Below are 25,446 nucleotides of genomic sequence, written 5' to 3'. Positions count from 1 at the left end.
TCACAGGCACCTGACATCATCGGGCCATGAGCTTCTCCGTGCGAGAGAACCCTGACCAGCACCGCTACGAGGCGGTGGACGGCGACACCGTGGCCGGCTACGTGGAGTACGTCGACCACCGCGGCACCCGGGTGCTGTTCCACACCGAGGTCGACGACGCCGTCGAGGGCCAGGGGATCGGCAGCCTGCTGGCCCGCTCGGTGCTCGACTCCGTGACCGGCGCCGGCCTGCCGACCCGGGTGACCTGCCCGTTCCTGGTCTCCTACGTCGAGAAGCACCCTGAGTACGCCGACAAGGTGGAGCTCGGATGAGCGCCCGGAGCGGCCACCCCGGCGACGGCACCGGGTCGGAGTGGTGGCGCAGCGCGGTGGTCTACCAGATCTACCCCCGCAGCTTCGCCGACTCCGACGGGGACGGCATCGGCGACCTCAACGGGATCACCGAGCGGCTCGACCACCTGGCGGCGCTGGGCGTCGACGTGATCTGGCTGTCGCCGGTCTACCCGTCCCCGCAGGACGACAACGGCTACGACATCAGCGACTACCGCGGGATCGACCCGACCTTCGGCAGCCTCGACGACTTCGACCGGCTGCTCGCCGGGGCGCACGAGCGCGGGATGCGGCTGGTGATGGACCTGGTCGTCAACCACACCTCCGACGAGCACGCGTGGTTCGCCGAGTCCCGCTCCTCCCGGGACAACCCGAAGCGCGACTGGTACTGGTGGCGCCCGGCGCGCGAGGGCCACGACGCGGGCACCCCCGGCGCCGAGCCGACCAACTGGGAGTCGTTCTTCTCCGGACCGGCCTGGGAGCTCGACGAGGCCACCGGTGAGTACTACCTGCACCTGTTCACCCGCAAGCAGCCGGACCTGAACTGGGAGAACCCGGAGGTACGCCGGGCCGTCTACGACCTGATGTCCTGGTGGCTGGACCGCGGCGTCGACGGCTTCCGCATGGACGTGATCAACCTGATCTCCAAGGACCTCACCTCCGGGACGCTGCCGGACGGCGAGGTCCGACCCGGCCACCGCTACGGCGACGGCGCGCCGTTCTACACCGACGGGCCGCGGGTGCACGAGTTCCTGCACGAGATGCACGAGGAGGTCTTCGCACCGCGCGGGTCGACGTACCTCCGGGTCGCGGAGACCCCCGGCGTGACCACCGAGCACGCGCTGCTCTACACCGACCCGGAGCGCGGCGAGGTGGACATGGTGTTCCAGTTCGAGCACGTGAACCTCGACCACGGGGTGCACAAGTTCGACGTGCAGCCGCTGGACCTCGTCGCGCTCAAGGAGACCCTGGGCCGGTGGCAGGAGGCGCTGGCCGAGCGCGGCTGGAACAGCCTGTACTGGAACAACCACGACCAGCCGCGGGCGGTCTCGCGCTACGGCGACGACGGGGAGTTCCGGGTCGAGTCGGCCAAGCTGCTCGGGACGGTGCTGCACCTGCACCACGGCACGCCCTACGTCTACCAGGGCGAGGAGCTCGGGATGGCCAACGTCGGCTTCACCTCGACCGCGCAGCTGCGCGACGTGGAGTCGCTGAACTTCTTCTCCCACGCCGTCGCCGACGGCGCCGACCCGGAGGTGGTCCTCGCCGGCATCCGGGAGATGGGCCGCGACAACGCCCGGACCCCGATGCAGTGGGACGACTCCCCGCACGCCGGCTTCACCCGCGGCACGCCGTGGATCGAGGCCAACCCCGACTTCACCGAGGTCAACGCCGCCGCCCAGGTGGACGACCCGGCGTCGGTGTTCAGCCACTACCGGAAGCTGATCCGGCTGCGGCACGAGGAGCCGACCGTCGTGCACGGCGAGTTCGCGATGCTCGCCCCGCAGGACCCGTCCCTCTACGCCTTCACCCGCTCGCTCGAGGACGTCGTGCTGCTGGTGGTGGCGAACTTCTCCGGCCAGGACCTGCCGCTCGAGCACCCCGACCTCGAGAAGGTCAAGGGCTGGGAGGAGGCGACGCTCGTGCTCGGCAACTACGCCGGCGCCGGTGAGGTCGCGACGCTGCGGCCCTGGGAGGCGCGGGTGCTTCGACTGGGCGGCCTGCCGGGCTGACCCGGCGGCGCATCAGCGGGACCGGCGCGTGCGGTCGTCGGGCTCAGCCGAACTCCAGCCGCTCGGCTGCCGCCGACGCCTGCTCGGCACGCGTCGACCACGGCGTCACCGGCCGGGGCTGCAACTCGCCGTCGACGCGGATGTCGGTCCGCTCGTTCCAGAACGCGAGGTGGTCACGGACCCGGAGCGCGTCGTCGAGCGGGCGCCGGTAGGTCCAGCCGATGTCGCGGCCCTCGGGCCGGCCGTCCGCGGTCGAGAAGTACGTCGCGTGGCCCTTGTAGGCGCAGGTGCTGCGGGCGTCACTGGCCACGAGCGACGAAGACTCCACGTCGTCGGGAGGGACGTAGTAGCGGACCGGCAGGTGGGTCTCCAGCAGCAGCTGCGCGTTGTCGGTGGCGGCCAGCAGGGTGTCGCCGAGGTGGACCTCGACATGTCGATGACAGGTGAGCACGTCGATCCGCTTGAACGGGTCGTGCGCATGGCCGACCAGCTCCTCGTCCTCCGCCAGCCAGCGGTCGAAGGCGAGGAAGTCGAGCACGACCAGCCCGGTCAGGTCGCGATCGTCCGGCCGGAACCCCGCCCGCGCGACGCGCCGGCTGGTGGCGACGAGGTCGACGACTGTTCCCGGGGTGGTGTGCGGCTCGAAGCTGTCGGGACCCAGAATCGGCGGCAACGAGGCGACGTCGGGTGGCCCGGGCGGCGGGTCGGTGGGCTCGACCCCCATCCTCAGGTCGTCCTCCGGCACGGCGTACGACGGGACGATCCGCCGCGGCTCCCAGACCAGTACTCCGTGCTGGGAGTCGAGGGCGGGCTCGCCGTCCACGAAGGCGCGCAGCCGCATCGGGACCGGCTCGAAGCCCAGCTGCGGGACCGCCTGACCGTGGTGCCACTTCATGCGCAGAGCCATCCTCGATTACACACCCGTCGAGGATCAGATGGCGACCCGCTGGCGACCCGCTGACGACCGCCCCGGGGCCTTTCCTGACTCTTGACAGTGCCCGGGCCGGCGAGCATCGTCGAGCTGATGGGGGTCGCTGACGAGACCAGCGAAGGAGTGGTCCATGGCTTCGATCGTGGAGACTGCCGAACGATTCTTCCAGGCCTGCGAGACAGGTCAGGGTTGGGCGGAATGCCAGCAGTACTGCCATCCCGGCGCGACGTTCGCGGCGCAGGCTGCCGCCTTGCAGGGCGTCGACAGCCTGGAGGGGTACACCGAGTGGATGAAGGGCCTTCTCACGCCGCTGCCCGACGGCCGCGCCGAGGTGCGCACCTTCGCCGTGGACGAGGCGCGGCAGAAGGTGCTGGTCTACGGCGTGTTCCACGGGACCCACACGGGAGAGGGCGGTCCGGTTCCCCCGACGGGCAAGAGCGCAGCCGCCGACTACGTCTACGACATCGACTTCGACGGTGACAGGGTCCGGCACCTGACGAAGATCTGGAACGACGGCGCGACGATGCAGCAGCTCGGGTGGGCCTAGCCTCGAAGCCACGCTCGAGCCGGGGCTCCGTGCCACCATGAGGCATGCCTCAGAAGCATTCACGTCCCGTGCCGGGTGGCCGCGGATTCTGGTGGACCGAGCACCTCTGGACGGCGGCGGAGGGTCTCCCGGTGCACCAGGTGGCACTCGACGACATCGTGGAGCTCGACGAAGACTGCTGGTTCGGGGGCAAGGCCCCCACGTGTCGAGAGGTGGCCGAGCACTCCCGGCGGATCCGCGACGCCGATCTCGGCTATCCGGTCATCTTCGCCTCCGACGGCCGGCTGATGGACGGAGGGCACCGCATCGCCCGCGCTTGGCTGGACGGCAGGGCCGAGATCGATGCAGTCCGTTTCGAGGTCGATCCACCGCCTGACTGGGTCGTGCCGTCCGCGCAGTGAACCGCAGCCGAAGTCGAGGGGGAGGCGTGATGGGTGCTCGAGGGGCGAGCCGGAGGGACGGGCGCCGCACGCTCATCGGTCTTCTCCTGGCGGTCGCGCTCGTCGGGTGTGAGGAGGACATGGGCACCGAAGACTGGCTGATCGTCGAGAACCGGACCGACGGCGAGGTCTTCGTCACCGACGCCGGCGGCAATGGCAACGGCAACAGCTCCCTGGGCAGCATCGGAGCCGGGTCCAGCGGGTTCGGCGCGGGGGCCGTGGACCGGTGCGCAGAGCGCGCGCTGGTGGCCCATGCCGGGTCGCCCGACGGACCGGTGGTCGCCCGCCGGACCGCCGCGGAGGGTCAGGCATGCGTGGACCCCTGGGTCATCGGACCTCACGACTGAGCCGACCCGACGCGCGGACGCCAGGTCTCCTCAGGCTGCGGCCTGGGACTCCACCTGCTTCTTGAGGTTGGCGAGCATCTCCTCGACGAAGGGCTCGTGCTCCTTCACCGTCATTGCCTCGATGGGCCTGGACACGACCGGGATCTTGAAGTTCCACTCGCCTTCGGCAGTCACCTTGGTGCCGCCGTCCGCGGGTTCGAACGTGAACGTCCAGGTCGGCTTCTCCGCGAACCAGTGGACCTTCGCGACGATGCGTTGACCGGGGACGACCTCGGTGTACTCGACACCGGCCTCCAAGTGGAATCCGAGCAGGTGCGAGAAGATACGGGCGGAAGTACCGACGCCTTCAGGCTTGATGTCGACATCGGCAAGTGCGACGTCCTTCGCCACCCACAGTCGGCGGATGTCCAACGCGAAGTCGAACACCGTGTCGACAGGGGCGTCGACCGTGATGCTTCGTGTCAACGTGATCATTTGTCTATCACCCCTTCCTGCCCCGACGCTAGGCAGGCAGGAACGGCACACGCTAGAGCAGATGGTCCTCACCGGGGCCGCGTCACCGTCAGGGCCGCACGAGCGCGTCGACCGTCAGAACGTGCAGACGGCCTTGCCGAGGGTACGACGCTCGGCGAGGTCGGTCAGCGCGCGCGGCATCTCGTCGATGCCGTACGTCGCGCCGATCGGCGGGTCCACCACGCCGCTCTCCAGCATCGGCAGCAGCTCCCGCCACTGGTCGCGCATGAAGCCGGGACGGACCATCGCGTAGGCCCCCCAACCGACGCCCCGGACGTCGATGTTGTTGAGCAGCAGCCGGTTCACGCGCACCTCGGGGATCGACCCGGCGGTGAAACCGACCACGAGGAGCCGACCGAGCGGCGCCAGCGCGCGCAGCGAGTCGGTCATCAGGTCGCCGCCGACCACGTCGACCACCACGTCGACACCGACGCCGCCGGTCAGCTCCTTGACCGCGGCGAGGAAGCCGTCGACGAGCACCACCTCGTCCGCACCGGCCCGGCGGGCCACCTCGGCCTTCTCCTCGGTCGAGACCACGGCGATGGTGCGGGCGCCGTACCCCTTGGCCACCTGCAGGCTGGCGGTGCCCACGCCGCCCGCCGCGCCGTGCACCAGGACGGTCTCGCCGCTGCGGAGACCGGCCCGGGTGGCGAGGGCGAACTGGGCGGTGAGGTAGTTCATCGGCAGCGCGGCGGCGGCCTCGAACGAGACGCCGTCGGGCAGCGGGAAGACGCTGTCGGCGCCGAGCGGGACCAGCTCCGCGCCGCCGCCGTACGGCAGCACGCAGGCGACCCGGTCACCCTCGACGAAGCCGGATCCCTCGGGCGCGGCCCGGACCACGCCGGCGAAGTCGACGCCGAGCGTGAACGGCGGCTCCGGCTTGAGCTGGTAGAGCCCCTGCGAGAGCAGCAGGTCGGGGAAGCTCGCGCCGACCGCCCTGACCTCGACCAGGACCTCGTTGTCACCGGCCGAGGCGTCCGGCACCTCGACGACCTCGACACCGGACGGACCTTCGAGCCGCACCACCTGGATCGCACGCATGGGCGCGACCCTAGTCGCCCCGCGCCGCCGCCCCGCCGACGGGCAGCGTGAACATCGTCTTCTCGCTGTAGCGCTTGCCCACCGAGAGGTCGTACTGCACCAGCCGGTAGTCGCGCAGCACCCGGGCCGCCCGGGGCGACAGCCGGCCGGGGCGCACCCGGTGACCTCCCGCGTCGTAGCGCATCCCGGTGTCCATCGCCGGCACCTCGTCCCGGAGCCGCTCCAGCAGCGCGTAGTACGGCGGCACCGCCGCGTCGAGCCGCTCCAGCGCCAGGTCGACGAAGTGCGTGGGGCTGACCAGGTCCGGGGTCTCGCGCCGGCCCGGCACGTTCGCCCAGACGACGTACGGCGTCCGGTGCAGCGTGGTCTCGTCGTTGGCCCGGACCACGTCGTCGGGATAGGTGCCGGGAAGGTGGTCGCCGTAGAGCACCACGACCGTCGGCTCGTCGAGGTGGCGCAGCCGTCCCAGGACCGCCCGCAGCGCGGCGTCGGTGTGCTCCAGGCCGCGGGTGTACTGACCGGTCTCGGGCATCGCTTCACCGTCGGGGCCGGTGGCCTCGACCGGGTCGGGGTAGCGGCCCCGGTAGGGCAGGTGGTTCTGCATCGTGACCACGTTCATGAACAGCGGCGCGGCACTGCCCTCCAGCCGACGCTGCACCTCCGCGAAGGTGGAGGCGTCGGAGATGTAGGCGTGGTGGCCGATCCGCCGCGGGTCGCGCATGGTCGAGTCGTGGACGAAGGCGTCGAAGCCCATGGCGTCATAGACCTCGCGGCGGCGGTACATCTCGGTGGTGAACGGGTGCAGCGCCACCGCCTCGTGCCCGGAACGCCGCATCCACGGCACCACCGAGGGGAAGTGGCGGTACTGCGGCACGAGCATCTGGTACGGCACCCGCAGCTGCGGTGGGAAGCCGGCCATCGACATCCCGGTCAATGCCTCGAACTCCATGTTGGCGGTACCGCCGCCGATGCTCTGCGCGAGCATCTGGCCGCCCGAGCCACCGTGCCGGCCTGCGACCAGGCCGCGCACGAACGGGATCGGGTCCTCGGCCAGCCTCACCCCGTGGAGCGCGAGCGGGTCGCTGAGGGACTCGCTGAGCACCAGCAGCACGTTGGCCCGGGTCAGCACGTCGGAGTCACGGTGCCGGTTGACCCGCTCCGCGAGGGCGGCGTACCGCTCGCCGATCCGGCTCATCTCCGCGGCGCCGTAGCCCGGCGGCGCGGGCTGGGCGGGGATGTCGAGGTTGTAGAGGAAGCCGGCGACGAAGCCGTTGCCGAGGTAGTTGCGCTCCTGGCTCCAGGGCATCCAGGACGCGCCGAGCCCCTCGAAGGCCCACCGGGCCGCGTTGCCGGGGGCGTTGAAGGTGCCGAGGTGGACCAGCACCAGCAGGCACACCGCGCCGGTGAGCACGCGCGCCGCCGGTCGCTGGCCGGCCGGGCTCGGGTACGGCGACCGCCGCCGGAGCCGGAGCAGCAGCGCCGCCGCGACCACCGCCGCGGCGCCGGCCGCCAGGGCGACCACGAAGCGGGTCCCGACCATGGAGACCAGGAATCCCGGCTCCGTGGCGAACTCCCAGTCGCTGGGCAGCAACGGCTCCTTGCGCAGCCGGACCTTCTCGTGGTCCACGACAGCGACGAGAGCCGTGAGCGTCAGCATCACCAGGGCGGTGGCGCGGGGACGTCCGAGCACGGCGTGGACCAGGCCGACGACCACCCAGATCACCAGCGAGCAGAGCAGGAACAGCAGCGGGAACGCCGGCGTCTTGTAGTCCCAGGGGCGTGTGCCGCCGCCCAGGATGCCCGCCACCTCGAGCGCGGCGTTGCAGGCGACCGCGAGCAGCAGCGTCCACCGCAGCCCGGGCCAGTGCCGCGAGATCGGCTCCCGCCAGCCGGCCATGGTGATCCCCGCTCAGCCGGTGCGGACGATCGTGGCGAGCTCGAAGTGCATGGGGTCGGTGTAGTTCCAGTCGCCGCCCCAGGCGAAGCCCCACTTCTTGAAGATCGCCACCACCTGCCGGTTCATCTCACCGGCCGTGCCGCGCTGGTTGCCGGGCGTGTTGAGGTCGACCGCGATGCCCCACGAGTGCAGCGAGAGCCCCTTGGCCGGGTCGTAGCCGATGAAGCGCGGGTAGTAGCAGCCGGCGTACTCGTCGGGGTGGATCTGCGCGGCGAGCCCCCGCTGCACCACCTCCTCGAGCGCGGCGCGCAGCTGCGGGATCATCACGCGGTGACAGGTGACGCTGCCGATCAGCGGCACCGACTCGGTGCGGATGTTCGCCGCCACCCAGCCGGGGTCGGGGACCACGCGGCCGTCGGCCAGCGGGGTGTAGCTGAAGGAGCCGACGGCCTCGGCGGCGCTGGTGCCTGTCAGCACGGCGGTCTGCGGGACGTCGACGTCGAACTCGAGCGCGAGGACCTGCAGGGTCGCCGTCGAGCCGAGGACCTTCTGGATCCGGGGCGTCACGGCCGAGGGGGTGAACCTGCCGGTGGAGACCAGCAGCGCGTTGTGGGGCACCATCCCGAACTGCTCGGCGCGCGGCTCGGCGACCACCGCGGAGATCCGCCGCACCAGCGGGGCGTAGGCGCCGATGTGGACCTCCGGCGCGTCCTGCTGGGTGCCGAGCTGGAGGAAGCCGGCCGGCTCCTCGAGCTTCTTGCCGATCGAGGGGTCGACCGCCACCTCGCCGCCGGCGACCCGGGACCAGACCTCGTCGGCGCGTGCGGACTGCTCGGGGGTGAAGCGGCGGAACTGCCCGGGGTCGACGGCGGCGATGGTGAGGGTGCGTCCGTTGGAGGAGAGCGAGGCGACCGAGAGGGGCATCGCCGCGTCCACACCGTGCAGCGCGCGGATCCTGCGGGCGGTCGCGGCCGGGATCGGCTCGGCGCTGGTGACCAGCACGTCGGCGGTCAGCGGCCGCTGGTGAAGCGGCCCCGGGTCCGGCATCGAGTAGGCGGCGGCGTCGGCCGCCGCCTGGGCGGCCGGGTCCGAGCTCGGGTCCGGGCTCGACGAGCCCGACGAGGGTGCCGTCGGACCCGCCGTCGCGGAGCCGGCCTCCGAGGACGCCGGCGGTGCGGCGGGGGATTCCGACGGCGCCACGGACGAGGAGCCGGCTCCGATCGAGAGGCGGACGACCGGCTCGTCGCGGCCCTGGGCGGACTGCCCGGCGCACGCGGCGAGGACCGGCAGCAGCACCACCACAGCCGCTGCCGCGCGCACGCGCGTGCTTCCCCGCACCCTTGGTCGCATCGATCCCCTCCCGAGTGCCTCCCAGTGTGACCGGCATCGTTCCCGATGGCGACCCGATCCACCCATCCTGTGTCCGGATCGTCCCGAACCCCTCATATGTCATCGACCCGTCGCCCCACCCCCGCCGACGATCCCTCCGGCGCCGACCCCGTGGTCCGCTCCCGGACAGCCGGCTTCGCGGCGGGAGCGGTGGCCGGTCTGCTGTCCGGTGCCGCGGCCGTCGCCGCCTCCGAGGCCGTGACGGCGCTGCTCGACGGCGTCAGCTCGCCGCTGCTCGCGGTCGGCAACCGCGCCGTCGACGCCGCCCCGCGCCCGGTGAAGGAGTGGGCGATCGAGACCTTCGGCACCGCCGACAAGCCGGTGCTGATCGGCGGCGTGATCGCCACCGTGGCCCTCCTGGCCGTGGTGGCGGGGGTGGTCGGGGTACGTCGTCCGCGGCTCGCGGTCGGCATCTTCCTCGCCCTCAGCGCGGTCGCCGGGGCGGCGGCCCTCACCGACCGCGCGGCCACCGCCGGCCCGGCGCTGCGGCTGCTGCCGGTGCTGGTCCTCGTCGTGGCCGGGCTCGCGGCCCTGATGCTGCTGCTCCGGCCGTTCCGGGCCCGCGAGGTGCGAGAGGCGACCAGCGCCGGGGCCGGCGTCGAGACCGACGCCGCGAGCCGGAGGACGGCCGGGCAGGCCGAGGCACCGGGCCGTCCCGGCACCGCAGCGGGTGCCCGGCGCCAGCCGGCCGATCTTCCGGAGCGTCGCGACGGCGACCGGCTGCCGGTGGCCTTCGACCGCAGGGCCTTCCTGCGGGCGGCCGCCGCCGTCGGTGCGGTCGCCGCGGCCGGGGGGATCGCCACCCGGGCACTGGGTGGCTCCGCCGCAGCCGCGGCGCGCGCGGACCTGATGATCCCGGCCCCCGCGGTGCCCGCCCCGCCGATCCCCCGGGCGCCACCCTCGACGTCGCCGGCATCACGCCGTACATCACCCGCAACCGCGACTTCTACCGCGTGGACACCGCCCTGCGCGTGCCCGACGTACCGCTCGACGGCTGGTCGCTGCGGATCCATGGCATGGTCGACCGGGAGCTGAACCTGAGCTTCGAGGACCTGCTGGACCGGCGCCTGGTCGAGCAGCGGATCACGTTGACCTGCGTCTCGAACCCGGTCGGCGGCGAGTACGTCGGCAACGCCACCTGGATCGGCATCCCGATGCGCGACCTGCTCGAGGAGGCCGGGGTCCGGCCGGGCGCCGACGCGGTGAAGTCCACGAGTGTCGACGACTTCACCGCCGGCACGCCGCTCGACGTCCTCACCGACCCGTCGGTCGAGGCGCTGGTGGCGATCGCGATGAACGGCGAGCCGCTGCCCCTCGAGCACGGCTTCCCGGTCCGGATGGTGACGCCGGGTCTCTACGGATACGTCTCGGCCACCAAGTGGCTGGTGGACCTGGAGGTCACGCGGTTCGCGGACTTCGACGCCTACTGGACGCCCCGCGGCTACTCCGAGCAGGCGCCGATCAAGACCTCGAGCCGGATCGACGTACCCCGCTCGTTCGCCCGGGTCCGCGCCGGTCGTACCCCGGTCGCCGGGGTGGCCTGGTCCCAGGACCGCGGGATCACCGGCGTGGAGGTCCGTGTGGACGGCGGCGCCTGGAACGAGGCCGAGCTCGCCGCAGAGGACAACGTGAACACCTGGCGGCAATGGGTGTGGCAGTGGGACGCCGAGCCCGGCAACCACACGCTCGAGGTGCGCGCCACCGACGCCACCGGCTACACCCAGACCGCCGACCGGGCGCCGATCGCGCCCAACGGTTCGACCGGCTGGCACAGCGTCAACGTCACGGTCCAGTAACAGCCCGCAAATTCTTCGGCCCGTCACCAATCCGGTCCGCCACTCGACCCGAATCCCCTTACGTAGCAAGGCAAAAGCCCAACTTTCAAGGAGCACCCACCATGCGCACCAAGAAGATCTTCGCCACCGTCGCCGTCCTCTCCGCCCTCACCATGTCCGCCGCTTGCGGCAGTGACGACACCTCCGCCGCCGAGACTGCGAACGACACCACCACGTCGGCCGCCCCCATGGAGGAGGAGAGCCCGATGGACGCCGAGTCCATGGCCTCCGACCCCGCGATGGACCCGGCCGCCAACCTGGTCGGCGCCGGCTGCGCCGACTACGCGAAGGCCGTCCCCGAGGGCGCCGGCTCCGTCGCCGGCATGGCCGAGGACCCGGTGGCCGTCGCCGCGAGCAACAACCCGCTGCTGAAGACCCTGGTCGCCGCGGTGTCCGGACAGCTGAACCCCAAGGTCAACCTGGTCGACACCCTCAACGGTGACGAGTTCACGGTGTTCGCCCCCGTCGACTCCGCCTTCGCCAAGCTCCCCAAGGCGACCGTGGCCGACCTCGCCAAGCCGGCCAACGCCGACACGCTGACCTCGATCCTGACCTACCACGTGGTCCCCGGCCAGATCACCCCCGAGGAGATCGCCGGCACCACGCAGACCACCGTCCAGGGTGGCGACGTCGAGATCACCGGTGAGGGCGACAACCTCAAGGTCAACGACGCCAACGTGATCTGCGGCGGCGTGCAGACCGCCAACGCGACCGTCTACCTCATCGACTCGGTCCTGATGCCGAAGATGTGATCCGACCTCTGCGGGCCGTCCCCCGGGTCGGCGCGCAGGCTCCCGCTTGGTCCTCCGGGACCGAGGTTGGGTGGAGAACCGGTGGCCCCGTCCACGCCTCACGGCGTCGGCGGGGCCATCGCCGTTCCCCCACCAGGCACGAGTACCGCGGTTCGCCCTTCCGCCGCGGGGGTACCTGTCGGGGCATGAGCGAAACGAGCGACGAGACCGGCACCGCGAACAACCAGGCCGGCACCGGTACCGGCACCGACCGCGCGGACAAGCAGCTCCACGAGGCGCCGGAGGTCGGCCTGATCGCCGACGAGGACCTGCCCGCCGACCTGCAGCCCACCGACGACAACCCGCTCGCCCAGGACCCCGACCAGGCCGACTCCGCTTCCGAGGGCGGACCCGGCTCCGGCGAGGAGACGCAGGTCGAGGGGATGCCGGACCTGCAGCAGCCGGGCTGACCTGGGGCTTCCCGCTCAGCCCTGACGCAGCACCCGGGCGACGATCCAGGCCAGGTCGTCGGCGGTCGCCGCCGGGTTGGCGTCCGGCTGCATCACGTGGCTGAGCACCAGCCGGACGATCGCGTCGATCGCCACGTCGCGCTCGTGCGCGTCGAGGTCCACCTCGGGGAAGCGCTCGGGGATCCGCTCGGCGATCACCCGCGTGGCCGCCTCGATCAGCGGCTGCGCGTCGGTGGTCAGGAACGGCAGCAGCTCGTTGCTCGGCGCCGGGTCGTTGCCGCGCGAGACGCTGTGGGCCGAGGCGAGCACGGCATGCAGCAGCGGATTGTCGCGAGCCATCAGCAGGGTCTTCTCGGCGGCCGACCGGATCGCCTGGACGAGGTCGGTGTGCGCGTCGAGCTCGGTGCCGACGATGTCGAGGAAGCGCTCCAGCTCGCGCAGCACCATCGCCTGCCCCAGCTCGGGTTTCGAGCCGAGCTCGTTGTAGAGCGTCTGGCGCGAGAGGCCGGCCCGCGCGGCGACCTTGCCCATCGTCAGCGCCGCCCAGCCAGACTCGCAGGTCAGCTCGGCGGCTGCGGCGACCAGCCGCTCCCGCACGCCGACGACAGCCGCGGGGGCGTCGGGGGCAGCGGGGCCGGCCGCGCGGGCGTCGGGGCCGGCGGGGGTGGGCATGCCGCGGAGTCTACGAGGCCGGCTCCTGTTCGAAGTCGACCTTGTCGCGCACCCCGCAGTCGGGGCAGAACCAGTCGTCCGGGACGTCCTCGAAGGAGGTCCCGGGGCGAAGCCCTCCCGCGGGTCACCGGCCTCCTCGTCGTACACGTAGTCGCACGCCGGGCACCGGAACCGGGTCATGCCACCGCCCCCGTGCCGGAGGTGGCCGGAGCGGAAGTCGTCGCGGCGGAGGTCGCCGGGACGGAGGTCGCCGGGGCGTCCGCGACGGCGCCGTACCGGCTCAGCACCTTCTCCCGCCGGGACGGCTGGATGTTCGCGCGGGTGACGTCACCGCCGAAGTGCGCGATCACCCGCGGGTCCATCACCCTCCGCCACAGCGGCGGAACCAGCGCGATCAGGATCATCCCCGCGTAGCCGGTCGGCAGCACCGGCGACTCCTCGAAGTCGCGCAGCGTCTGGTAGCGCCGGGTGGGGTTCGCGTGATGGTCGCTGTGCCGCTGGAGGTGGTACAGCAGCACGTTCGTGGCGATGTTGTTGCTGTTCCACGAGTGGCTCGGGTCGACACGCTCGTAGCGGCCGGTCCCGTCGGCGCCGGTGCGGTTGCGGCGCATGCCGTAGTGCTCGAGGTAGTTCACGGCCTCCAGCAGGCTGAAGCCGACGACCGCCTGGATCACCAGGAACGGCAGGATCGCAACGCCGAAGAGGGCGACCAGCCCGCCCCACAGCACCGCCGACATGAGCCAGGCGTTGAGCACGTCGTTGTCGAGGGTCCACGGATGCGGCCTGCGGCGCATGATGCGGCGCCTCTCCAGACCCCACGCCGAGCGCAGCGAGCCGAGCACCGTGCGCGGCCAGAAGGCGTAGAAGCTCTCCCCGACGCGGCTGCTGGCCGGATCCTCCGGGGTGGCGACCCGGACGTGGTGACCGCGGTTGTGCTCGATGTAGAAGTGGCCGTAGAAACTCTGCGCGAGTGCGATCTTGGCCAGCCAGCGCTCGTGCGACTCCTTCTTGTGGCCGAGCTCGTGCGCGGTGTTGATGCCGATCCCCGCGATCGTGCCGATCGACAGCGCCAGGCCGGTCTTGTCCACGACGCTCATCGAGTCCTGCGAGAACATCCAGCAGGCCCAGACCAGCGCGGCGTACTGGATCGGCAGGAAGAGGTAGGTGATCCAGCGGTAGTACCGGTCCTTCTCCAGCGCCTCGACCAGATCGTCGGGCGGGTTGCTGCGGTCGAGCCCGGCCACGATGTCGATGACCGGGACGACCCCGAAGACCACGATCGGGCCTGTGAACCAGAAGACGCTCCAGCCGGTGAGGGCCACCAGCCCCCACCCCAGGAACGCCAGCGACGGCACGACCAGCCCGAGCAGCCAGAGGTAGCGCTTCTTGTCCTTCCAGTGCTCGGTCGAGCCGGGCGGCACGGTCGCTGACGTCGCCATGGGGACCTCCGGGGAGCGGGAGTGGTTTACAAAAGAGTGCCGGTTGTAAACCTGCGCGTCAATACCCGCGGTATGTCAGATGGCACGCGGTCGCCCCACGGCCGATCCGCGCACAGCCACGATCGCGGGCGGTCAGGTCAACCGGCTCAGCAGCGACTCGTCCCAGTGCGCCAGCAGGTCGGACGCGCCGGCCCACACCTCGTCGGCGCCGGCGTCGCCCAGCTCCCCGGCGCCCGTCCCGCCGCTGGTCACCCCGATGCAGCGCAGGCCCGCGCGCCGGCCGGCCAGCACGTCCCAGACCGCGTCGCCGACCATCACGGTCCGTTCCGGATCGAGGTCGTTCTCCTCGATCGCGAGCTCCAGCAGCTCGGGGGCCGGCTTGGACTCCTCGACGTGCGAGGCGGTCGTGACGCCGTACACGTGTGCCTCGACGCCGAGCGCCGGGCCCATCCACTTCAGGTCCTCCTCCGAGGCGCTGGTCGCCAGCACCACCCGCAGCCCGCTCTCGGCGCACCGCACGACGAGCTCGGCCCCGCCGGTGACGATCCGCGGCTCGAGCAGCTCGCGCATCTGCTCGTAGCGGCGGCTGTGCCCCTCGACCACCTCGTCGATCACCGGGGCGTCCGCCTCACCGATCAGCTCGGCGACCAGCTCCGGCGACGAGCGCCCTATGAGCCGGTGCACGGCCGCGAGGTCGACCGCGTCGTAGCCGGCGTCACGGAACGCCAGCGCCCAGGCGAGCACGTGCTGGTAGTTGGTGTCGAGCAGGGTGCCGTCGACGTCGAACAGGACTCCGGGGTGGCGCGGTGCGGGCGAGGTCATGGCAGGGAGGTTGCCCGCGCGGGGCCCGGTCCATGCGCCGCCGTCCCAGCGCGGAATACGACCGGTCACGCGCGACTTGTCCCGGGGTGTCCCTGAACCTCACCCGCCGGCTGGCCCAGCTCTTCGTCGGCCTCGCGTTGTACGGCGCCAGCCTCGCGCTGGTCCTCCGCGCCGGCCTGGGACTGGCACCGTGGGACGTGCTGCACCAGGGGCTCGCCGAGCGTCTCGACGTCTCCATCGGCCAGGTCCTGATCGGCGTCAGCTTCGCGGTCCTGCTGCTGTGGATCCCGCTGCGCGAGCGGCCGGGCTTCGGCACCGTGGCGAACGCCGTACTCGTCGGGGTGTTCGTCGACCTGACCCTGGTCGTCGTCGGGGAGGCCGACGGCTGGCCGCTGCGGGTGCTGCTGCTGCTCGCCGGGGTCGGGCTGAACGGCCTGGCCACCGCGCTCTACATCGGCGCGTCGCTCGGCCCCGGCCCGCGCGACGGCCTGATGACCGCGCTGGTGCGGCGTACCGGCCGCTCGGTGCGCAGCGTGCGCACCGTCCTGGAGGTCAGCGTCCTGGTCGTCGGCTGGCTGCTCGGCGGGACGGTGGGGGTCGGCACGGTGTTGTACGCCGTCGCGATCGGCCCGATCGCCCACGCGCTGCTGCCGCTGCTCACGGTGGAACCGCGTCGCGGCGCCCGGGACGTCGGCACCGTCGAAGGAGAGGGCATCGCCTAGGCTCCTCGCCATGACGAGCGCCACCGCACCCCAGGGCAGCCCGAGGAAGAGGCGCGTCCCGGTGTGGCTCGAGACGATCCTGCTGCTGGTGCTCGCCCTGGCCGTCTCGGCGGTCGTGAAGACGTTCTTCGTGCAGATGTTCTTCGTGCCCAGCGGGTCGATGCGACCGCTGTTCGTGGACGACGACCGGATCCTGGTCGAGAAGTGGTCCTACTGGGGCGACGACGGGGTCGAGCGGGGGGACGTGGTCGTCTTCGCCGACCCGGGCGGCAAGTGGCTCGGGCCGCTCGGCAACGTGGCGCTGAACCCGCTGCAGGAGGTGTTCTCCAAGATCGGGCTCTACCCGACCGGAGGCCACCTGGTGAAGCGGGTCATCGGGATCGGCGGTGACCGGGTCGTGTGCTGCGACGCCAAGGGCCGGGTCACGGTCAACGGGATCCCGCTCGAGGAGAAGGACTACATCCTCGCCGGACACCCGCCCTCGGACCGGCCCTTCGACGTCAAAGTGCCCGAAGGGCGGCTGTGGGTGATGGGGGACAACCGCTCCAACAGCGAGGACTCGCGCTTCCACCAGGACCTCCCCGGCGGCGGCACGATCCCGGAGTCGAGCGTGGTCGGCAAGGTGTGGGCGATCGTGTGGCCCTTCGACCGGTTCACCTTCATCGGCAAGCCGGACACCTTCAGCAACCCCGCGCTCGTCACCTCCGGCACGGACTGACGCCGCCCCGGAGCATCCTGGCCCAGGTCAGCTCCGGTCGGGGCGCCGGCCGGCCTGGGCCTCGTGGATCGCGGGCCCGTGGGCGATCCACCACTGCGCCGCCCGCCTGCGGTTCAACGGCACGTCGTCGCGCTCCATGAGCCGGCGCAACGCCGGGTCCCCGGTCATCCCGGCGCAGTACGCCGCCGTCCGGGCCAGCGACTCGTCGGGCCCCTCGAGCAGCCGCTCGAGCCGCGGGCGGCGTACCGAGGCTCCCGGAGGCAGGTGCGCCACCGCGATCAGCCCCATCCCTCGCAGCGGGGAGGAGTTGTCCTCGGCGATCCGCAGCAAGAGGTCCGCCTCGGCGGGGGTGCCGACGACGCTGAGCACCACCATCAGCCGGTGCGCGAGCTCGGGCTGCACGGGGTCCGCACCCGAGAGGTGCGCCTCGATCCGGCGGCCGGCCACTCGTGCGAGCAAAGCCCGGAACGGCGACTGCTGCAGCGTGAACACCGCCAGGAAGCGGTGCTCGGCCCGCGGGTCGGCCAGGGCCAGCCAGACCAGCCGCTCCAGCATCGGGTCGTCGACGTCGGCCTCCTCGACCACCTGCGCGAGGACGGCGGTCACCTCCTGCAGGTCCGGCGCCAGCTCCTGCGCCGCCGGCTCACCCCGCACTTCTCCGGCGGCGTTGAGGATGACCGCCCGGGCAGCCGGAGAGAGTACGTCGACCAGGTCCAGCAGGCCGCTGAAGGAGCCGCCACGTTCCAAACCGTGGGTCCGGGCGAGCCGCATCACCAGCGCCTCGAGCCGGGCCGCCTCCTGCTCGTCGAAGTGGCCACGGCCCAGCTTGACCGCAGCCGCCCAGGCCGCCGCGCTGCGGGTGGAGATCTGCTCCTGGTCGAGCAGCCGCAGCACGAGCCCGTTGGCCTGCGGGGTGTCGATCTCCTGCAGGATCGTCATCGGGTCGGTGACGACGGGGACGTCGGCCTCGGTGAGCATCTCCCCGATGGAGTAGGCGAGCGCGTTGCGCGCCGAGGCGTGGGTGGTCAGCAGGTTGGCCGCCTCCACGCGACCGAGGTAGGCGCTGCCGACGGAGATGCCGACCTGGCGCACCAACCGGTTCGTCAGCGAGCGCCACAGCGACTGCGGCAGCACCATCCGCTCCCCGACCGACGCCACGGCGAGGCCGAGCTCGAACCAGGCGCAGCCGTCGGGCTCCCCGTCGACGACGGCGTCCAGCACCCGCTCCAGGTGGGCGGGGTCGTCGCGGAGGCCGGCCAGGTTGGACGCGGAGACCAGCTGCCCGGTGCCGACGCGCCGCTGGAACAGGGCGACGCCCCGCAGCCCGCCCGGGTCGAGGTCGATCAGGCGCTCGTAGGCGGCGACGACCTCGAGCGTGGCCGGCACCAGGCCGGTCTCCCAGCGGCTGACCCGGCTGGGATCGGCCGGGACCCCGTGGTCGGCGAGCAGCACCGCGAACTGGCGGGCGCTGACCCCCGGCAGGCAGGCCAGCCGGTTCGAGCGCAGCAGCCAGCCGATCCGTGGCTCGGGGTTGAAGACCTGGCCGTCCGAGGCGGCGAGCTCGGCGATGCGGCCGGGCGGTCGTCCGCGCCGTTGTCCGCTGATGTCGGGGTCCTCCTGAACCGTCTCGGCCGGCGGGTGAAGCACCTCTCCCCTGTGAGGTGCTTCACCCTCGTCCGGAACTCGGGCCCCCGCCACGAGTCCTCGGCTCATCCCCCTGGTGGGGCGAAGTTAGCAACATGCGGACGCGTACGATCTGAAATTGCCTGCCGACTTCGTCTGCGCAACAGACAAGTCGGCCGACAGTGCGCTCAGGGCCGCGCCGCAGCGCGCTCCGCGAGGAAGGCGAGCCGGCGCAACGTCTCGATGTTGCGCGGATGCAGCACCAGGTCAAGGAGCGGCTGCGGGACGACGCCCGCGGGCCCCGAGACGGCGACCTCGTCCATGACCACCTCGCAGCCCTCGTCGGTCGGCTGCACCTTGATGGTCACCCGGCCCTCACCGGTCGGCCACGCGCGCACCCGCAGGCGCAGCTCGTGCGGAGCGTCGACGTACTCCACCTCGGTGTTGTCGCTGATCAGCAGCGGCCAGGCTCCGACCGAGTGGTGGATCTTCGACCCCGGCGCGGGAAAGTGGTCGTCGACCTCGCGCACCCGCGCTGCCCCCACCACCCAGTTGACGTAGGTCCAGCCGTCGGAGAGCACTCCGAAGACGTCCTCGGGCGTGCAGCTCATGGTCCGTCTCGTTGTACTCATGGACGAGTGGTACCCCGTGTCAGCCGGCCCAAGCGCTCGTGGGCCAGCGCCGCACGGGCGGCGTTGGCCCCGCAGGCACCGTGCACCCCGCCGCCGGGGTGGGCCGAGGCGGAGCCGAGGTAGAGCCGCTTGACCGGGGTCTCGGCCCGGCCGCCGCCCGGGACCGGTCGGAACACCAGCTGCTGGTGCAGCTGGGCGGTGCCGCCGTTGAGCGCGCCCCCGACGAGGTTCTCGTTGCGCGTCTCCAACTCGCGCGGCCCGAGGACGCGGCGCGCGACGACCCGGTCGGCGAAGCCCGGGGCGTAGCGCTCGATCCGGGCCTGCATCCGGTCGGCCATCCGCTCCACGTCGGCGCTGTCCCAGGCCCCGGTGATCCCGCCGTCGCCGGCGTCAGTGCGGACCCGCTGCGGGACGTGCGTGTAGGCCCACACCGCCTCGCCGCCCGCCGGCGCCCGGGAGGGGTCGGCGGCGGCCATCTGGCCGAGCAGCAGGAACGGCTCGGCGGGCACGGCGTCGGCGGTGATCTGCGTGCGCGAGGTCATGATGTCCTCGGCCGACTCCGCGACGTGCACGGTGCCCGGGGCGGTGGCCGGCGGGCTCGCCCACGGGATCGGCCCGTCCAGCGCCCAGTCCACCTTGACCGTCCCGGGGTCCCACTCGAAGCGACGCATCCGGCGTTCGAGGCGGCCCGGGAGGTGCTCCCAGCCGACCAGACCGCCGTAGAGGGCAGGGGCGGACACGTCGGCCACCACGGCCCGACGTACGGCGATCTCGTCACCGTGCTGGGTCCGCACCGCCCGGGCCACGCCGTCCCGCACGTCGATCCCGGTGGCGCGGCAGCCGGTCCGGATCCGGCCGCCGTGCGCCTCGAAGCGGCGCGCCATCGAGTGCGCGAGCATCCCGGCGCCACCCTCGGGCACCGGGAAGCCGACGTCCTGACCGAGCATGCACAGCAGCCAGCCGAACAGCGCCGAGCCGGCACCGTCGAGCGGGATGTCGGCGTGGCCGGCGTTGCCCGCGATGAGGATCTTGGCCGCCTCGCCGCGGAAGTGCTGGTCCACGAAGGTGCGGGCCGGGGTGAGCATGTCGCGCACGAAGTCGAGACCACCGACCCGGTGCAGCTTCGCGAGCGCGCCGAGGCCGGCCTTGACCGGCGGGAACGGGCTCATCAGCGCCCCCACCACCTCGTCGCCGATCCGGTCCCACTGCTCGCACAGCTCGAGCCACGCGTCGCCGTCGCCGGCCGCCCGGGCGTCGAGCCCGGCGGCGGTCTCCTCGGCGGTGCGGTGCAGCATCCCCCAGGAGCCGTCGGCGAACGGGGTGCCGACGACCGCCGGGGCGTAGGACCAGCGCAGCCCGTGCTCCTCGAGCTTCATCGCCCGGATCGTCGGCGAGCCCGCGGCCAGCGGGTAGAACGAGCTGAACGTGTCGTGGATGTAGCCCGGGTGCACCGAGCCGTCGCTGTGGACCGCGCCGCCGATCTCGTCCTGGGTCTCCAGCAGCAGCACCGACCAGCCGGCGTCCACCAGCAGGTTGGCGGCGACCAGACCGTTGGGACCGGCACCGATGACCACCGCGTCGACGGCCTCGGTGCTCGCGGAGGGATCGGCCGGGCCGCCCGGACCGGCGGTGCTGTTCAGGGTCATACCCCATTGCTACCCGGTGGGGGTGCGTGCACACCTGACGGCGGCGGCGGGGCGGGCTGCCGGCCGGTCGTGCTGCGGGCCTCCCGGTCGTAGGGTGGCCGTCTCGGAGCGAACGGTGAGGGGTCAGACATGCGGGTGCGGCTGGCGTACGGCGAGACCGGTCTGGAGGTCGACCTTCCGGAGGACCGGACGGTCGTGGTGGAGCCGAGGTACACCCCCGGCGCCGCGGACCCGCGGGCCCTGCTCCGGGAGCGGCTGGAGCACCCGTTGAGCGGTCGCCCGCTGCGCGAGCTGGTCCGCCCGGGGCAGAAGGTCGCGATCTCGATGTGCGACGGGACCCGCGCCCAACCGCGGCACCTGATGATCCCTGCCGTGCTCGAGCAGCTCGACGGCATCGTCGCCCTCGACGACATCACCCTGCTGGTGGCGACCGGGACGCACCGCGGGAACACCGAGGCGGAGATCCGCGCCATGCTCGGCGACGAGGTGCCCGCAGACATCCGGGTGCTCAACCACGACGCCCGCGACAAGTCGTCGCTGGTGTGGATGGGTGTGCACGGCAACGGCGTACCGGTGTGGATCAACCGGCACTGGGTGGAGGCCGACGTCCGGATCACCACCGGCTTCGTGGAGCCGCACTTCTTCGCCGGCTTCAGCGGCGGCCCCAAGATGGTCGTCCCCGGCCTGGCCGGCCTGGAGACCGTGCTGACGCTGCACGACGCCGCGAGGATCGGCCACCCCGACGCCACGTGGGCGGTGTGCGAGGGCAACCCGGTCCATGACGACATCCGGGCCGTGGTGGCAGCGGTAGGCCGGGTCGACCTGGCGCTCGACGTGGTGCTCAACCGCGACCAGGAGATCGTGGACGCCTTTGCCGGCGAGCTCTCCTCGATGCACGCGGCCGCCCGGGCCGCAGCCCAGGAGCTGGCGATGAGCCCGGTGCCGACCACGTTCGACGTGGTGGTCACGACGAACTCCGGCTACCCGCTGGACCAGAACCTCTACCAGGCGGTCAAGGGGATCTCCGCCGCCGCCACGGTGGTGAAGCCCGGCGGCACGATCGTCTGCGCCGCGGAGTGCCGCGACGGGTTCCCCGACCATGGGTCCTACCGCGAGGTGCTCGCCTCCGAGCCTTCGCCGCAGGCGCTGCTCGACGCGATCGAGCGGCGCAGCGAGACGGTCCCCGACCAGTGGCAGGTGCAGATCCAGGCGAAGAACCAGGTCCTGGCGCGCGTGGTCATGCACACCTCCTACCTCTCCGACGAGGCGCTGGCCGAGGCGCACCTGGTGCAGACCCACGACATCGGGGCCACCGTGCGCGCCGCGCTGGAGGCGGCCGGACCCGAGGCCAGGGTCTGCGTCCTTCCCGAGGGTCCGCAGACCATCCCGTACGTCGCCGCCACGGTGTAGCGGCCCGGGCTCCGGGCCGAATGGCCCGCCCACCGGGCCGGACTGCCCTGCCACCTCCACGGGCCCGGCGGTGATGCTGGAGCAGAACCGGGCGGAGGAGGAGCACGATGATGTGGGATCGCTACGACAACGGGACCGGTTACATGCACGACGGGATGGGCTGGGGCGGCTGGGTGCTGATGACGGTCCTGTTCCTGTTGCTGGTCGCGGTGCTCGTCGTGGCCCTGCTCGCGCTGATGGGCCGGTTCCCGGGGTCGCACCCCGGCGGTCCCGGTGGTCCCGGTGGCCCTGGCAGCGCGGGCGGCCCTGGCGGCCCCTCGGACGCCGAGCAGCTCCTGGACCGGCGGTTCGCGGCCGGTGAGATCGACGAGGAGGAGTACCGCCGCCGCCGGTCGATCCTGCACGGCGGCTGAACGGGCGGGGTCGCCGGCGCGACGCTACGACGTCGTACGGCTGTAGCGCAGCGACCACCAGTGCCGGCCGGTGTCGGGGCGGCGTACCCAGCCGTCGTCGACCAGCTGCCGGTCCAGCTCACGGAGCCGCTCGCGCGCCAGCTCCAGCCAGCCGTTCGGATCCACCTCGTCGTTCAGGTCCTGCCAGCGCATCATCGGGAAGGTGGCGCCCACGAGGTGGTCCGGGGCGTCGGCACGGTCAGGGCCGGGGGTGCGGGCCACGAACCGGAACTGGGCGCTTCCGCCCATGCTGAGCAGGGTGTTGGCCAGCGCCTTCACCCAGCTGTGCTGGCCGAGCTCCTCGAGGTGGATCTCCACGATCCGCTGCCCCGTCGTCTGGTCGGTCATCGGCCCGCCCCCGTGCTCGTGCCTTCCGTCATCGTCGGCGGCGACGAGGCGCGCGGGTCAGGGCCGGACGTCCCGCAGGTCATCACCGCCCGATGACCTTGTCGAGGGCGTAGCCCGCGGCCTGCTCGTGGGTCATCACGGAGCCCTCGCGCCACGCGCTCTCGAAGACGGCGTGACGCAGGTGCTTGCGGGTCTGTGCGACCCACCCGGCGACCCGGACCTGGTCCGGGGGGGACCCCCGCAGGCCGAGCGAGTGCCGGGCCGCCTCGGTCGCGCCCGCCAGACGGGCCGCGTCGGTCCACCGGTGCTCGGCCACCGCCAGGCCCAGGGCCGACTCCAGGGACTCGGTCACGCCGTTCGGGTCGGGCCACTCCAGGAACGCGTCCATGGCGTCGCGGATCAGCGGGCGCGCCTCGTCGGGCTGGGCGCCGAGCAGGTAGGAGATGCCGAGGTTGAGCGAGGTGCAGGCGGCGCCCCAGTCGTTGCCGAGCGCCCGGTCCCGGGGCAGGTTCTCCCGGAAGATGTCGCGTGCCCGCGCCCAGCTGCCCCGGTGCAGGTGGACCAGGCCGAGACTGTCCAGGGCATCGGTCCGGCCGGCGATGTCGCCGAGCTCCTCGAACATGGCGACCGCCTGCTCGAGGTGGTGCTCCGCCTCGGCCGACCTGCCGATCGAGTCCTCGACGATGCCGGTGCCGTTGAGGCTGTGCGCCTCGCCGTCCCGGTCGCCGGCCTGCCGGTAGAGCTCCCTGGCCTCCGTCAGCAGGGCGGTGGCGCGCTCGAGCTGCTCCCGCTGCTCGCTCATCATGCCGAGGGTCAGCAGGGCCAGCGCCTTGGTGGCCTTCGGGGGGTCGTCGGCCCGCGCGACCGCTCGCTCCAGCCAGGCGCTGCCCTCCATCGACAGGCCGTGGCCGTACCAGTAGTGACCCATCGCCGCCGCCAGCCGCAAGGCGTTGGGGGCGGCCGCCGGGTCCTCGTCGGCGCGCGGCCCGAGCCAGAAGGAGAGCGCCGCCCGGACGTTGTCGTAGTCGGCGCGCACCCGCGCGATCTGGTCCCGCCGCAGCGGCGCCCCGAGCGGCATCAGCGCCTCGACCACCGCGAGGTAGTGCTGTGCGTGACGTTCGGCCAGCTCGAGGTGGTGCGCGGGGTCCTCCTCGAGCACGCTCCTGGCGTAGTCGCGGAGCGTCTGCAGCATCAGCACCCGGGGTTCGCCGTCGGAGTCGTCGCGCTGGACCAGCAGGCTGTTGTTCACCATCGCCGAGACCAGGGAGAGGGCGTCGCCCTCGGGAAGGATCACCGCCTCGATGCTGTCCAGCCGCGCGCCGCCGTTGAACACCGCGAAGTCGCGGAAGAACCGGCGCTCGGCCTCGGCGAGGAGCGCGTAGCTCCAGTCGACGGTCGCCCGCAGAGTGCGGTGCCGGGCCGGGACGTCCTGCGTGCTGCTGGTCAGCAGCTTCAGACGGTCCCCCAACCGGTCCACGAGGGCCGTCACCGAGAACAGCCTGACCCGGGCGGCGGCGAGCTGGATCGCCAGCGGCAGCCCGTCCAGCAGCCGGCACACCTCCGCGACCGCGGCGCTGTTCTTCTCGGTCAGCGTGAAGTCCCGCCGTACCAGCCGGGCGCGGGCGACGAACAGCTGCACCGCCTCGGACTCGGCCACCTCCCGGAACGAGGGACCCCGGGGCAGCGACATCGGCGGGAGGGAGTACTCGAGCTCGTCCTCCAGCGCCAGGAGGACCCGGCTGGTGACCAGCACCTGCAGCCGCGGGCACTCCCGCAGCAGGGCGGCGACCGAGACCGCGCTCTCGACCACGTGCTCGAAGTTGTCCAGGACCAGCAGCATCTGCTTGTCGCCGATGTGGGCGGCGACCGCCTCGAGGGCCGAGGCATGTCCTTCGAGGGCGACCCCCAGCACGCCGGCGACCGAGGGCAGCACGAGCTCGGCCGTCCCGAGACCGCTCAGGTCGACGAAGTGGGCGCCGTACGGGAACTGGTCCAGGACGTCCAGCGCCAGGGCGGCGGCGAGCCGGGTCTTGCCGGTGCCCCCCGTCCCGGTCAGCGTGACCAGCCGCGCCCGGGAGCCGACCACCAGCGCCCGCAGCTCGGCCAGCTCGCGGTGCCTACCGATCAGCGAGCTCACCTGCCGGGGCACGTTGGTCGGCGGCTGCAGGGACTTCAGCGGCGGGAAGGTGCTGGCCAGACCGTCGATGTCGAGCTGGGCGAGATGCTCCGGCTCGGCCAGGTCCTTGAGCCAGTGGTGACCGAGGTCCCGCACCGTCACCCCCTCGGGTGCGTGGCCGTCGAGCAGGTCCAGCACCCGGGCCGAGATCAGCACCTGTCCCCCGTGGGCCACGCTGCAGATCCGGGCCGCCCGGTGCACGTCCATGCCGACGTACTGCCCGTTGACGACGAGCGGCTCCCCGGTGTGCAGCCCCATCCGGACCAGCACCGGCTGCCCGTGCTGCCACGGGTAGCGCTGCAGGGCGCGCTGCGCGTCCACGGCGGCGGCCACGGCGGACCGGGGCGAGGCGAAGCTGACGAAGAAAGCGTCCCCCTCGGTGTCCACCTCGCAGCCGTGATGGGCGCCGAAGCTCTCCCGCATCAGCCGGTGATGGGTGCTGAGCAGCTCCCCGTAGGCGTCGCCGAGACGCTGGAGGAGGCGGGTGGAGCCCTCGATGTCGGTGAACAGGAGGGTCACGACGCCCCGGGGCAACCTGTGGGACGCGGTCGACGGCTCGTCGGTCACCACAGGCTCACGATAG

General features: G+C 72.4%; 26 protein-coding genes and 1 pseudogene. 13 read left to right on the top strand and 14 right to left on the bottom strand.

Annotation, left to right across the window (positions count from 1 at the left end; translation table 11 throughout):
- The first annotated feature begins 26 nt into the window (after window positions 1-26).
- Complete coding sequence (locus H9L09_RS09395) at window positions 27-311, top strand: GNAT family N-acetyltransferase (RefSeq protein ID WP_187580335.1); 285 nt, start codon at window positions 27-29, stop codon at window positions 309-311.
- Window positions 308-2,062: a glycoside hydrolase family 13 protein gene (locus tag H9L09_RS09390; protein WP_187580334.1), complete on the top strand. Its 1,755-nt coding sequence runs from the start codon at window positions 308-310 to the stop codon at window positions 2,060-2,062. Before H9L09_RS09395 ends, H9L09_RS09390 begins: the two co-directional genes overlap by 4 nt.
- Before the next feature lie 43 nt (window positions 2,063-2,105).
- On the opposite strand, the gene H9L09_RS09385 is transcribed toward H9L09_RS09390, so the two are convergent.
- The gene (locus H9L09_RS09385; RefSeq protein WP_223164279.1) at window positions 2,106-2,957 is read right to left on the bottom strand and encodes a DUF427 domain-containing protein; all 852 of its coding nucleotides are present in this window, start codon (window positions 2,955-2,957) and stop codon (window positions 2,106-2,108) included.
- Window positions 2,958-3,123: 166 nt separating this feature from the next.
- On the opposite strand from H9L09_RS09385, the gene H9L09_RS09380 reads away from it, so the two are divergent.
- From H9L09_RS09380 to H9L09_RS09370, 3 genes are all read left to right on the top strand, one after another.
- Window positions 3,124-3,540 carry an ester cyclase gene (locus H9L09_RS09380; RefSeq protein WP_187580332.1) on the top strand — a complete coding sequence of 139 codons (417 nt, stop codon included), beginning with the start codon at window positions 3,124-3,126 and terminating at the stop codon, window positions 3,538-3,540.
- Window positions 3,541-3,671: 131 nt separating this feature from the next.
- On the top strand, window positions 3,672-3,941 hold the full coding sequence (locus H9L09_RS09375; RefSeq protein WP_223164278.1) for a hypothetical protein: 270 nt from the start codon (window positions 3,672-3,674) through the stop codon (window positions 3,939-3,941).
- Window positions 3,942-4,060: 119 nt separating this feature from the next.
- Window positions 4,061-4,327, top strand: a complete 267-nt coding sequence (locus H9L09_RS09370; RefSeq protein WP_187580330.1) for a hypothetical protein — start codon at window positions 4,061-4,063, stop codon at window positions 4,325-4,327.
- A 30-nt stretch (window positions 4,328-4,357) separates the two neighbouring features.
- Here the strand turns inward: H9L09_RS09370 and H9L09_RS09365 are convergent, their stop codons facing one another.
- The 4 genes from H9L09_RS09365 to H9L09_RS09350 all read right to left on the bottom strand — a co-directional run bounded on the left by H9L09_RS09365 (window position 4,358) and on the right by H9L09_RS09350 (window position 9,098).
- Window positions 4,358-4,801 carry an SRPBCC family protein gene (locus H9L09_RS09365; RefSeq protein ID WP_187580329.1) on the bottom strand — a complete coding sequence of 148 codons (444 nt, stop codon included), beginning with the start codon at window positions 4,799-4,801 and terminating at the stop codon, window positions 4,358-4,360.
- 114 nt (window positions 4,802-4,915) lie between these two features.
- Complete coding sequence (locus H9L09_RS09360; protein WP_187580328.1) at window positions 4,916-5,881, bottom strand: NADPH:quinone oxidoreductase family protein; 966 nt, start codon at window positions 5,879-5,881, stop codon at window positions 4,916-4,918.
- 10 nt (window positions 5,882-5,891) lie between these two features.
- Window positions 5,892-7,778, bottom strand: a complete 1,887-nt coding sequence (locus H9L09_RS09355; protein WP_187580327.1) for an LTA synthase family protein — start codon at window positions 7,776-7,778, stop codon at window positions 5,892-5,894.
- A gap of 12 nt (window positions 7,779-7,790) precedes the next feature.
- On the bottom strand, window positions 7,791-9,098 hold the full coding sequence (locus H9L09_RS09350) for a M15 family metallopeptidase (RefSeq protein WP_187580326.1): 1,308 nt from the start codon (window positions 9,096-9,098) through the stop codon (window positions 7,791-7,793).
- A gap of 126 nt (window positions 9,099-9,224) precedes the next feature.
- Between H9L09_RS09350 and H9L09_RS22020 the strand changes: the two genes are divergently transcribed.
- The 4 genes from H9L09_RS22020 (at window position 9,225) to H9L09_RS09335 (ending at window position 12,203) form a co-directional block, all read left to right on the top strand.
- Window positions 9,225-10,202: a hypothetical protein gene (locus tag H9L09_RS22020; RefSeq protein WP_246456390.1), complete on the top strand. Its 978-nt coding sequence runs from the start codon at window positions 9,225-9,227 to the stop codon at window positions 10,200-10,202.
- The gene (locus H9L09_RS22015) at window positions 10,139-10,963 is read left to right on the top strand and encodes a molybdopterin-dependent oxidoreductase (RefSeq protein ID WP_246456388.1); all 825 of its coding nucleotides are present in this window, start codon (window positions 10,139-10,141) and stop codon (window positions 10,961-10,963) included. Before H9L09_RS22020 ends, H9L09_RS22015 begins: the two co-directional genes overlap by 64 nt.
- A gap of 101 nt (window positions 10,964-11,064) precedes the next feature.
- Entirely contained in the window at window positions 11,065-11,754 is a 690-nt protein-coding gene (locus H9L09_RS09340; protein WP_246456386.1) for a fasciclin domain-containing protein, read from the top strand.
- 185 nt (window positions 11,755-11,939) lie between these two features.
- Window positions 11,940-12,203: a hypothetical protein gene (locus H9L09_RS09335; protein ID WP_187580325.1), complete on the top strand. Its 264-nt coding sequence runs from the start codon at window positions 11,940-11,942 to the stop codon at window positions 12,201-12,203.
- Between the two features lie 15 nt (window positions 12,204-12,218).
- On the opposite strand, the gene H9L09_RS09330 is transcribed toward H9L09_RS09335, so the two are convergent.
- From H9L09_RS09330 to H9L09_RS09315, 4 genes and pseudogenes are all read right to left on the bottom strand, one after another.
- Window positions 12,219-12,875, bottom strand: coding sequence for a TetR/AcrR family transcriptional regulator (locus tag H9L09_RS09330; RefSeq protein WP_187580324.1), 657 nt, complete (start codon window positions 12,873-12,875; stop codon window positions 12,219-12,221).
- A 10-nt stretch (window positions 12,876-12,885) separates the two neighbouring features.
- Window positions 12,886-12,989 (bottom strand): annotated as a pseudogene (locus H9L09_RS22635) (rubredoxin); the annotation flags it as partial.
- A gap of 62 nt (window positions 12,990-13,051) precedes the next feature.
- Window positions 13,052-14,314 (bottom strand): alkane 1-monooxygenase, encoded by a 1,263-nt coding sequence (locus H9L09_RS09320; protein ID WP_187580323.1) that lies wholly within the window; start codon window positions 14,312-14,314, stop codon window positions 13,052-13,054.
- A 132-nt stretch (window positions 14,315-14,446) separates the two neighbouring features.
- On the bottom strand, window positions 14,447-15,136 hold the full coding sequence (locus tag H9L09_RS09315; protein WP_187580322.1) for an HAD family hydrolase: 690 nt from the start codon (window positions 15,134-15,136) through the stop codon (window positions 14,447-14,449).
- A gap of 86 nt (window positions 15,137-15,222) precedes the next feature.
- Here H9L09_RS09315 and yczE point away from each other — a divergent pair, with 86 nt between their 5' ends.
- Both yczE and lepB read left to right on the top strand, forming a co-directional pair.
- Window positions 15,223-15,858, top strand: a complete 636-nt coding sequence (gene yczE, locus H9L09_RS09310) for a membrane protein YczE (protein WP_187580321.1) — start codon at window positions 15,223-15,225, stop codon at window positions 15,856-15,858.
- A 10-nt stretch (window positions 15,859-15,868) separates the two neighbouring features.
- Entirely contained in the window at window positions 15,869-16,576 is a 708-nt protein-coding gene (gene lepB, locus H9L09_RS09305) for a signal peptidase I (protein ID WP_187580320.1), read from the top strand.
- A gap of 27 nt (window positions 16,577-16,603) precedes the next feature.
- Here lepB and H9L09_RS09300 read toward each other — a convergent pair whose 3' ends face one another.
- The 3 genes from H9L09_RS09300 to H9L09_RS09290 form a co-directional block, all read right to left on the bottom strand.
- Entirely contained in the window at window positions 16,604-18,223 is a 1,620-nt protein-coding gene (locus tag H9L09_RS09300; RefSeq protein WP_187580319.1) for a hypothetical protein, read from the bottom strand.
- Between the two features lie 164 nt (window positions 18,224-18,387).
- Complete coding sequence (locus H9L09_RS09295; RefSeq protein WP_246456385.1) at window positions 18,388-18,810, bottom strand: SRPBCC family protein; 423 nt, start codon at window positions 18,808-18,810, stop codon at window positions 18,388-18,390.
- A gap of 17 nt (window positions 18,811-18,827) precedes the next feature.
- A complete protein-coding gene (locus H9L09_RS09290; protein WP_187580317.1) occupies window positions 18,828-20,477 on the bottom strand; it encodes a phytoene desaturase family protein in 1,650 nt (549 codons plus the stop codon).
- 129 nt (window positions 20,478-20,606) lie between these two features.
- On the opposite strand from H9L09_RS09290, the gene larA reads away from it, so the two are divergent.
- On the top strand, window positions 20,607-21,887 hold the full coding sequence (gene larA / locus H9L09_RS09285; RefSeq protein ID WP_187580316.1) for a nickel-dependent lactate racemase: 1,281 nt from the start codon (window positions 20,607-20,609) through the stop codon (window positions 21,885-21,887).
- 107 nt (window positions 21,888-21,994) lie between these two features.
- Window positions 21,995-22,300 (top strand): SHOCT domain-containing protein, encoded by a 306-nt coding sequence (locus tag H9L09_RS09280; protein ID WP_187580315.1) that lies wholly within the window; start codon window positions 21,995-21,997, stop codon window positions 22,298-22,300.
- 24 nt (window positions 22,301-22,324) lie between these two features.
- On the opposite strand, the gene H9L09_RS09275 is transcribed toward H9L09_RS09280, so the two are convergent.
- Both H9L09_RS09275 and H9L09_RS09270 read right to left on the bottom strand, forming a co-directional pair.
- Window positions 22,325-22,687 carry a hypothetical protein gene (locus tag H9L09_RS09275; RefSeq protein WP_187580314.1) on the bottom strand — a complete coding sequence of 121 codons (363 nt, stop codon included), beginning with the start codon at window positions 22,685-22,687 and terminating at the stop codon, window positions 22,325-22,327.
- 82 nt (window positions 22,688-22,769) lie between these two features.
- Window positions 22,770-25,430, bottom strand: coding sequence for an ATP-binding protein (locus H9L09_RS09270; RefSeq protein WP_187580313.1), 2,661 nt, complete (start codon window positions 25,428-25,430; stop codon window positions 22,770-22,772).
- Between the last annotated feature and the right edge of the window lie 16 nt (window positions 25,431-25,446).

It is taken from the genome of Nocardioides mesophilus, from assembly GCF_014395785.1.
GTDB lineage: Bacteria > Actinomycetota > Actinomycetes > Propionibacteriales > Nocardioidaceae > Nocardioides_B > Nocardioides_B mesophilus.
The sequence above is the reverse complement of the archived record's forward strand: the minus strand, read 5'-3'. Positions and strand labels throughout refer to the sequence as shown.

Bases quoted from the DNA above. Each gene is read 5' to 3' on its own strand.
- H9L09_RS09395 (WP_187580335.1), top strand. From the start codon at position 27: ATGAGCTTCTCCGTGCGAGAGAACCCTGACCAGCACCGCTACGAGGCG.
- H9L09_RS09390 (WP_187580334.1), top strand. From the start codon at position 308: ATGAGCGCCCGGAGCGGCCACCCCGGCGACGGCACCGGGTCGGAGTGG.
- H9L09_RS09385 (WP_223164279.1), bottom strand. From the start codon at position 2,957: ATGAAGTGGCACCACGGTCAGGCGGTCCCGCAGCTGGGCTTCGAGCCG.
- H9L09_RS09380 (WP_187580332.1), top strand. From the start codon at position 3,124: ATGGCTTCGATCGTGGAGACTGCCGAACGATTCTTCCAGGCCTGCGAG.
- H9L09_RS09370 (WP_187580330.1), top strand. From the start codon at position 4,061: ATGGGCACCGAAGACTGGCTGATCGTCGAGAACCGGACCGACGGCGAG.
- H9L09_RS09365 (WP_187580329.1), bottom strand. From the start codon at position 4,801: ATGATCACGTTGACACGAAGCATCACGGTCGACGCCCCTGTCGACACG.
- H9L09_RS09360 (WP_187580328.1), bottom strand. From the start codon at position 5,881: ATGCGTGCGATCCAGGTGGTGCGGCTCGAAGGTCCGTCCGGTGTCGAG.
- H9L09_RS09355 (WP_187580327.1), bottom strand. From the start codon at position 7,778: ATGGCCGGCTGGCGGGAGCCGATCTCGCGGCACTGGCCCGGGCTGCGG.
- H9L09_RS22020 (WP_246456390.1), top strand. From the start codon at position 9,225: ATGTCATCGACCCGTCGCCCCACCCCCGCCGACGATCCCTCCGGCGCC.
- H9L09_RS09340 (WP_246456386.1), top strand. From the start codon at position 11,065: ATGCGCACCAAGAAGATCTTCGCCACCGTCGCCGTCCTCTCCGCCCTC.
- H9L09_RS09335 (WP_187580325.1), top strand. From the start codon at position 11,940: ATGAGCGAAACGAGCGACGAGACCGGCACCGCGAACAACCAGGCCGGC.
- H9L09_RS09330 (WP_187580324.1), bottom strand. From the start codon at position 12,875: ATGCCCACCCCCGCCGGCCCCGACGCCCGCGCGGCCGGCCCCGCTGCC.
- H9L09_RS09320 (WP_187580323.1), bottom strand. From the start codon at position 14,314: ATGGCGACGTCAGCGACCGTGCCGCCCGGCTCGACCGAGCACTGGAAG.
- H9L09_RS09315 (WP_187580322.1), bottom strand. From the start codon at position 15,136: ATGACCTCGCCCGCACCGCGCCACCCCGGAGTCCTGTTCGACGTCGAC.
- lepB (WP_187580320.1), top strand. From the start codon at position 15,869: ATGACGAGCGCCACCGCACCCCAGGGCAGCCCGAGGAAGAGGCGCGTC.
- H9L09_RS09295 (WP_246456385.1), bottom strand. From the start codon at position 18,810: ATGAGCTGCACGCCCGAGGACGTCTTCGGAGTGCTCTCCGACGGCTGG.
- H9L09_RS09290 (WP_187580317.1), bottom strand. From the start codon at position 20,477: ATGACCCTGAACAGCACCGCCGGTCCGGGCGGCCCGGCCGATCCCTCC.
- larA (WP_187580316.1), top strand. From the start codon at position 20,607: ATGCGGGTGCGGCTGGCGTACGGCGAGACCGGTCTGGAGGTCGACCTT.
- H9L09_RS09280 (WP_187580315.1), top strand. From the start codon at position 21,995: ATGATGTGGGATCGCTACGACAACGGGACCGGTTACATGCACGACGGG.
- H9L09_RS09275 (WP_187580314.1), bottom strand. From the start codon at position 22,687: ATGACCGACCAGACGACGGGGCAGCGGATCGTGGAGATCCACCTCGAG.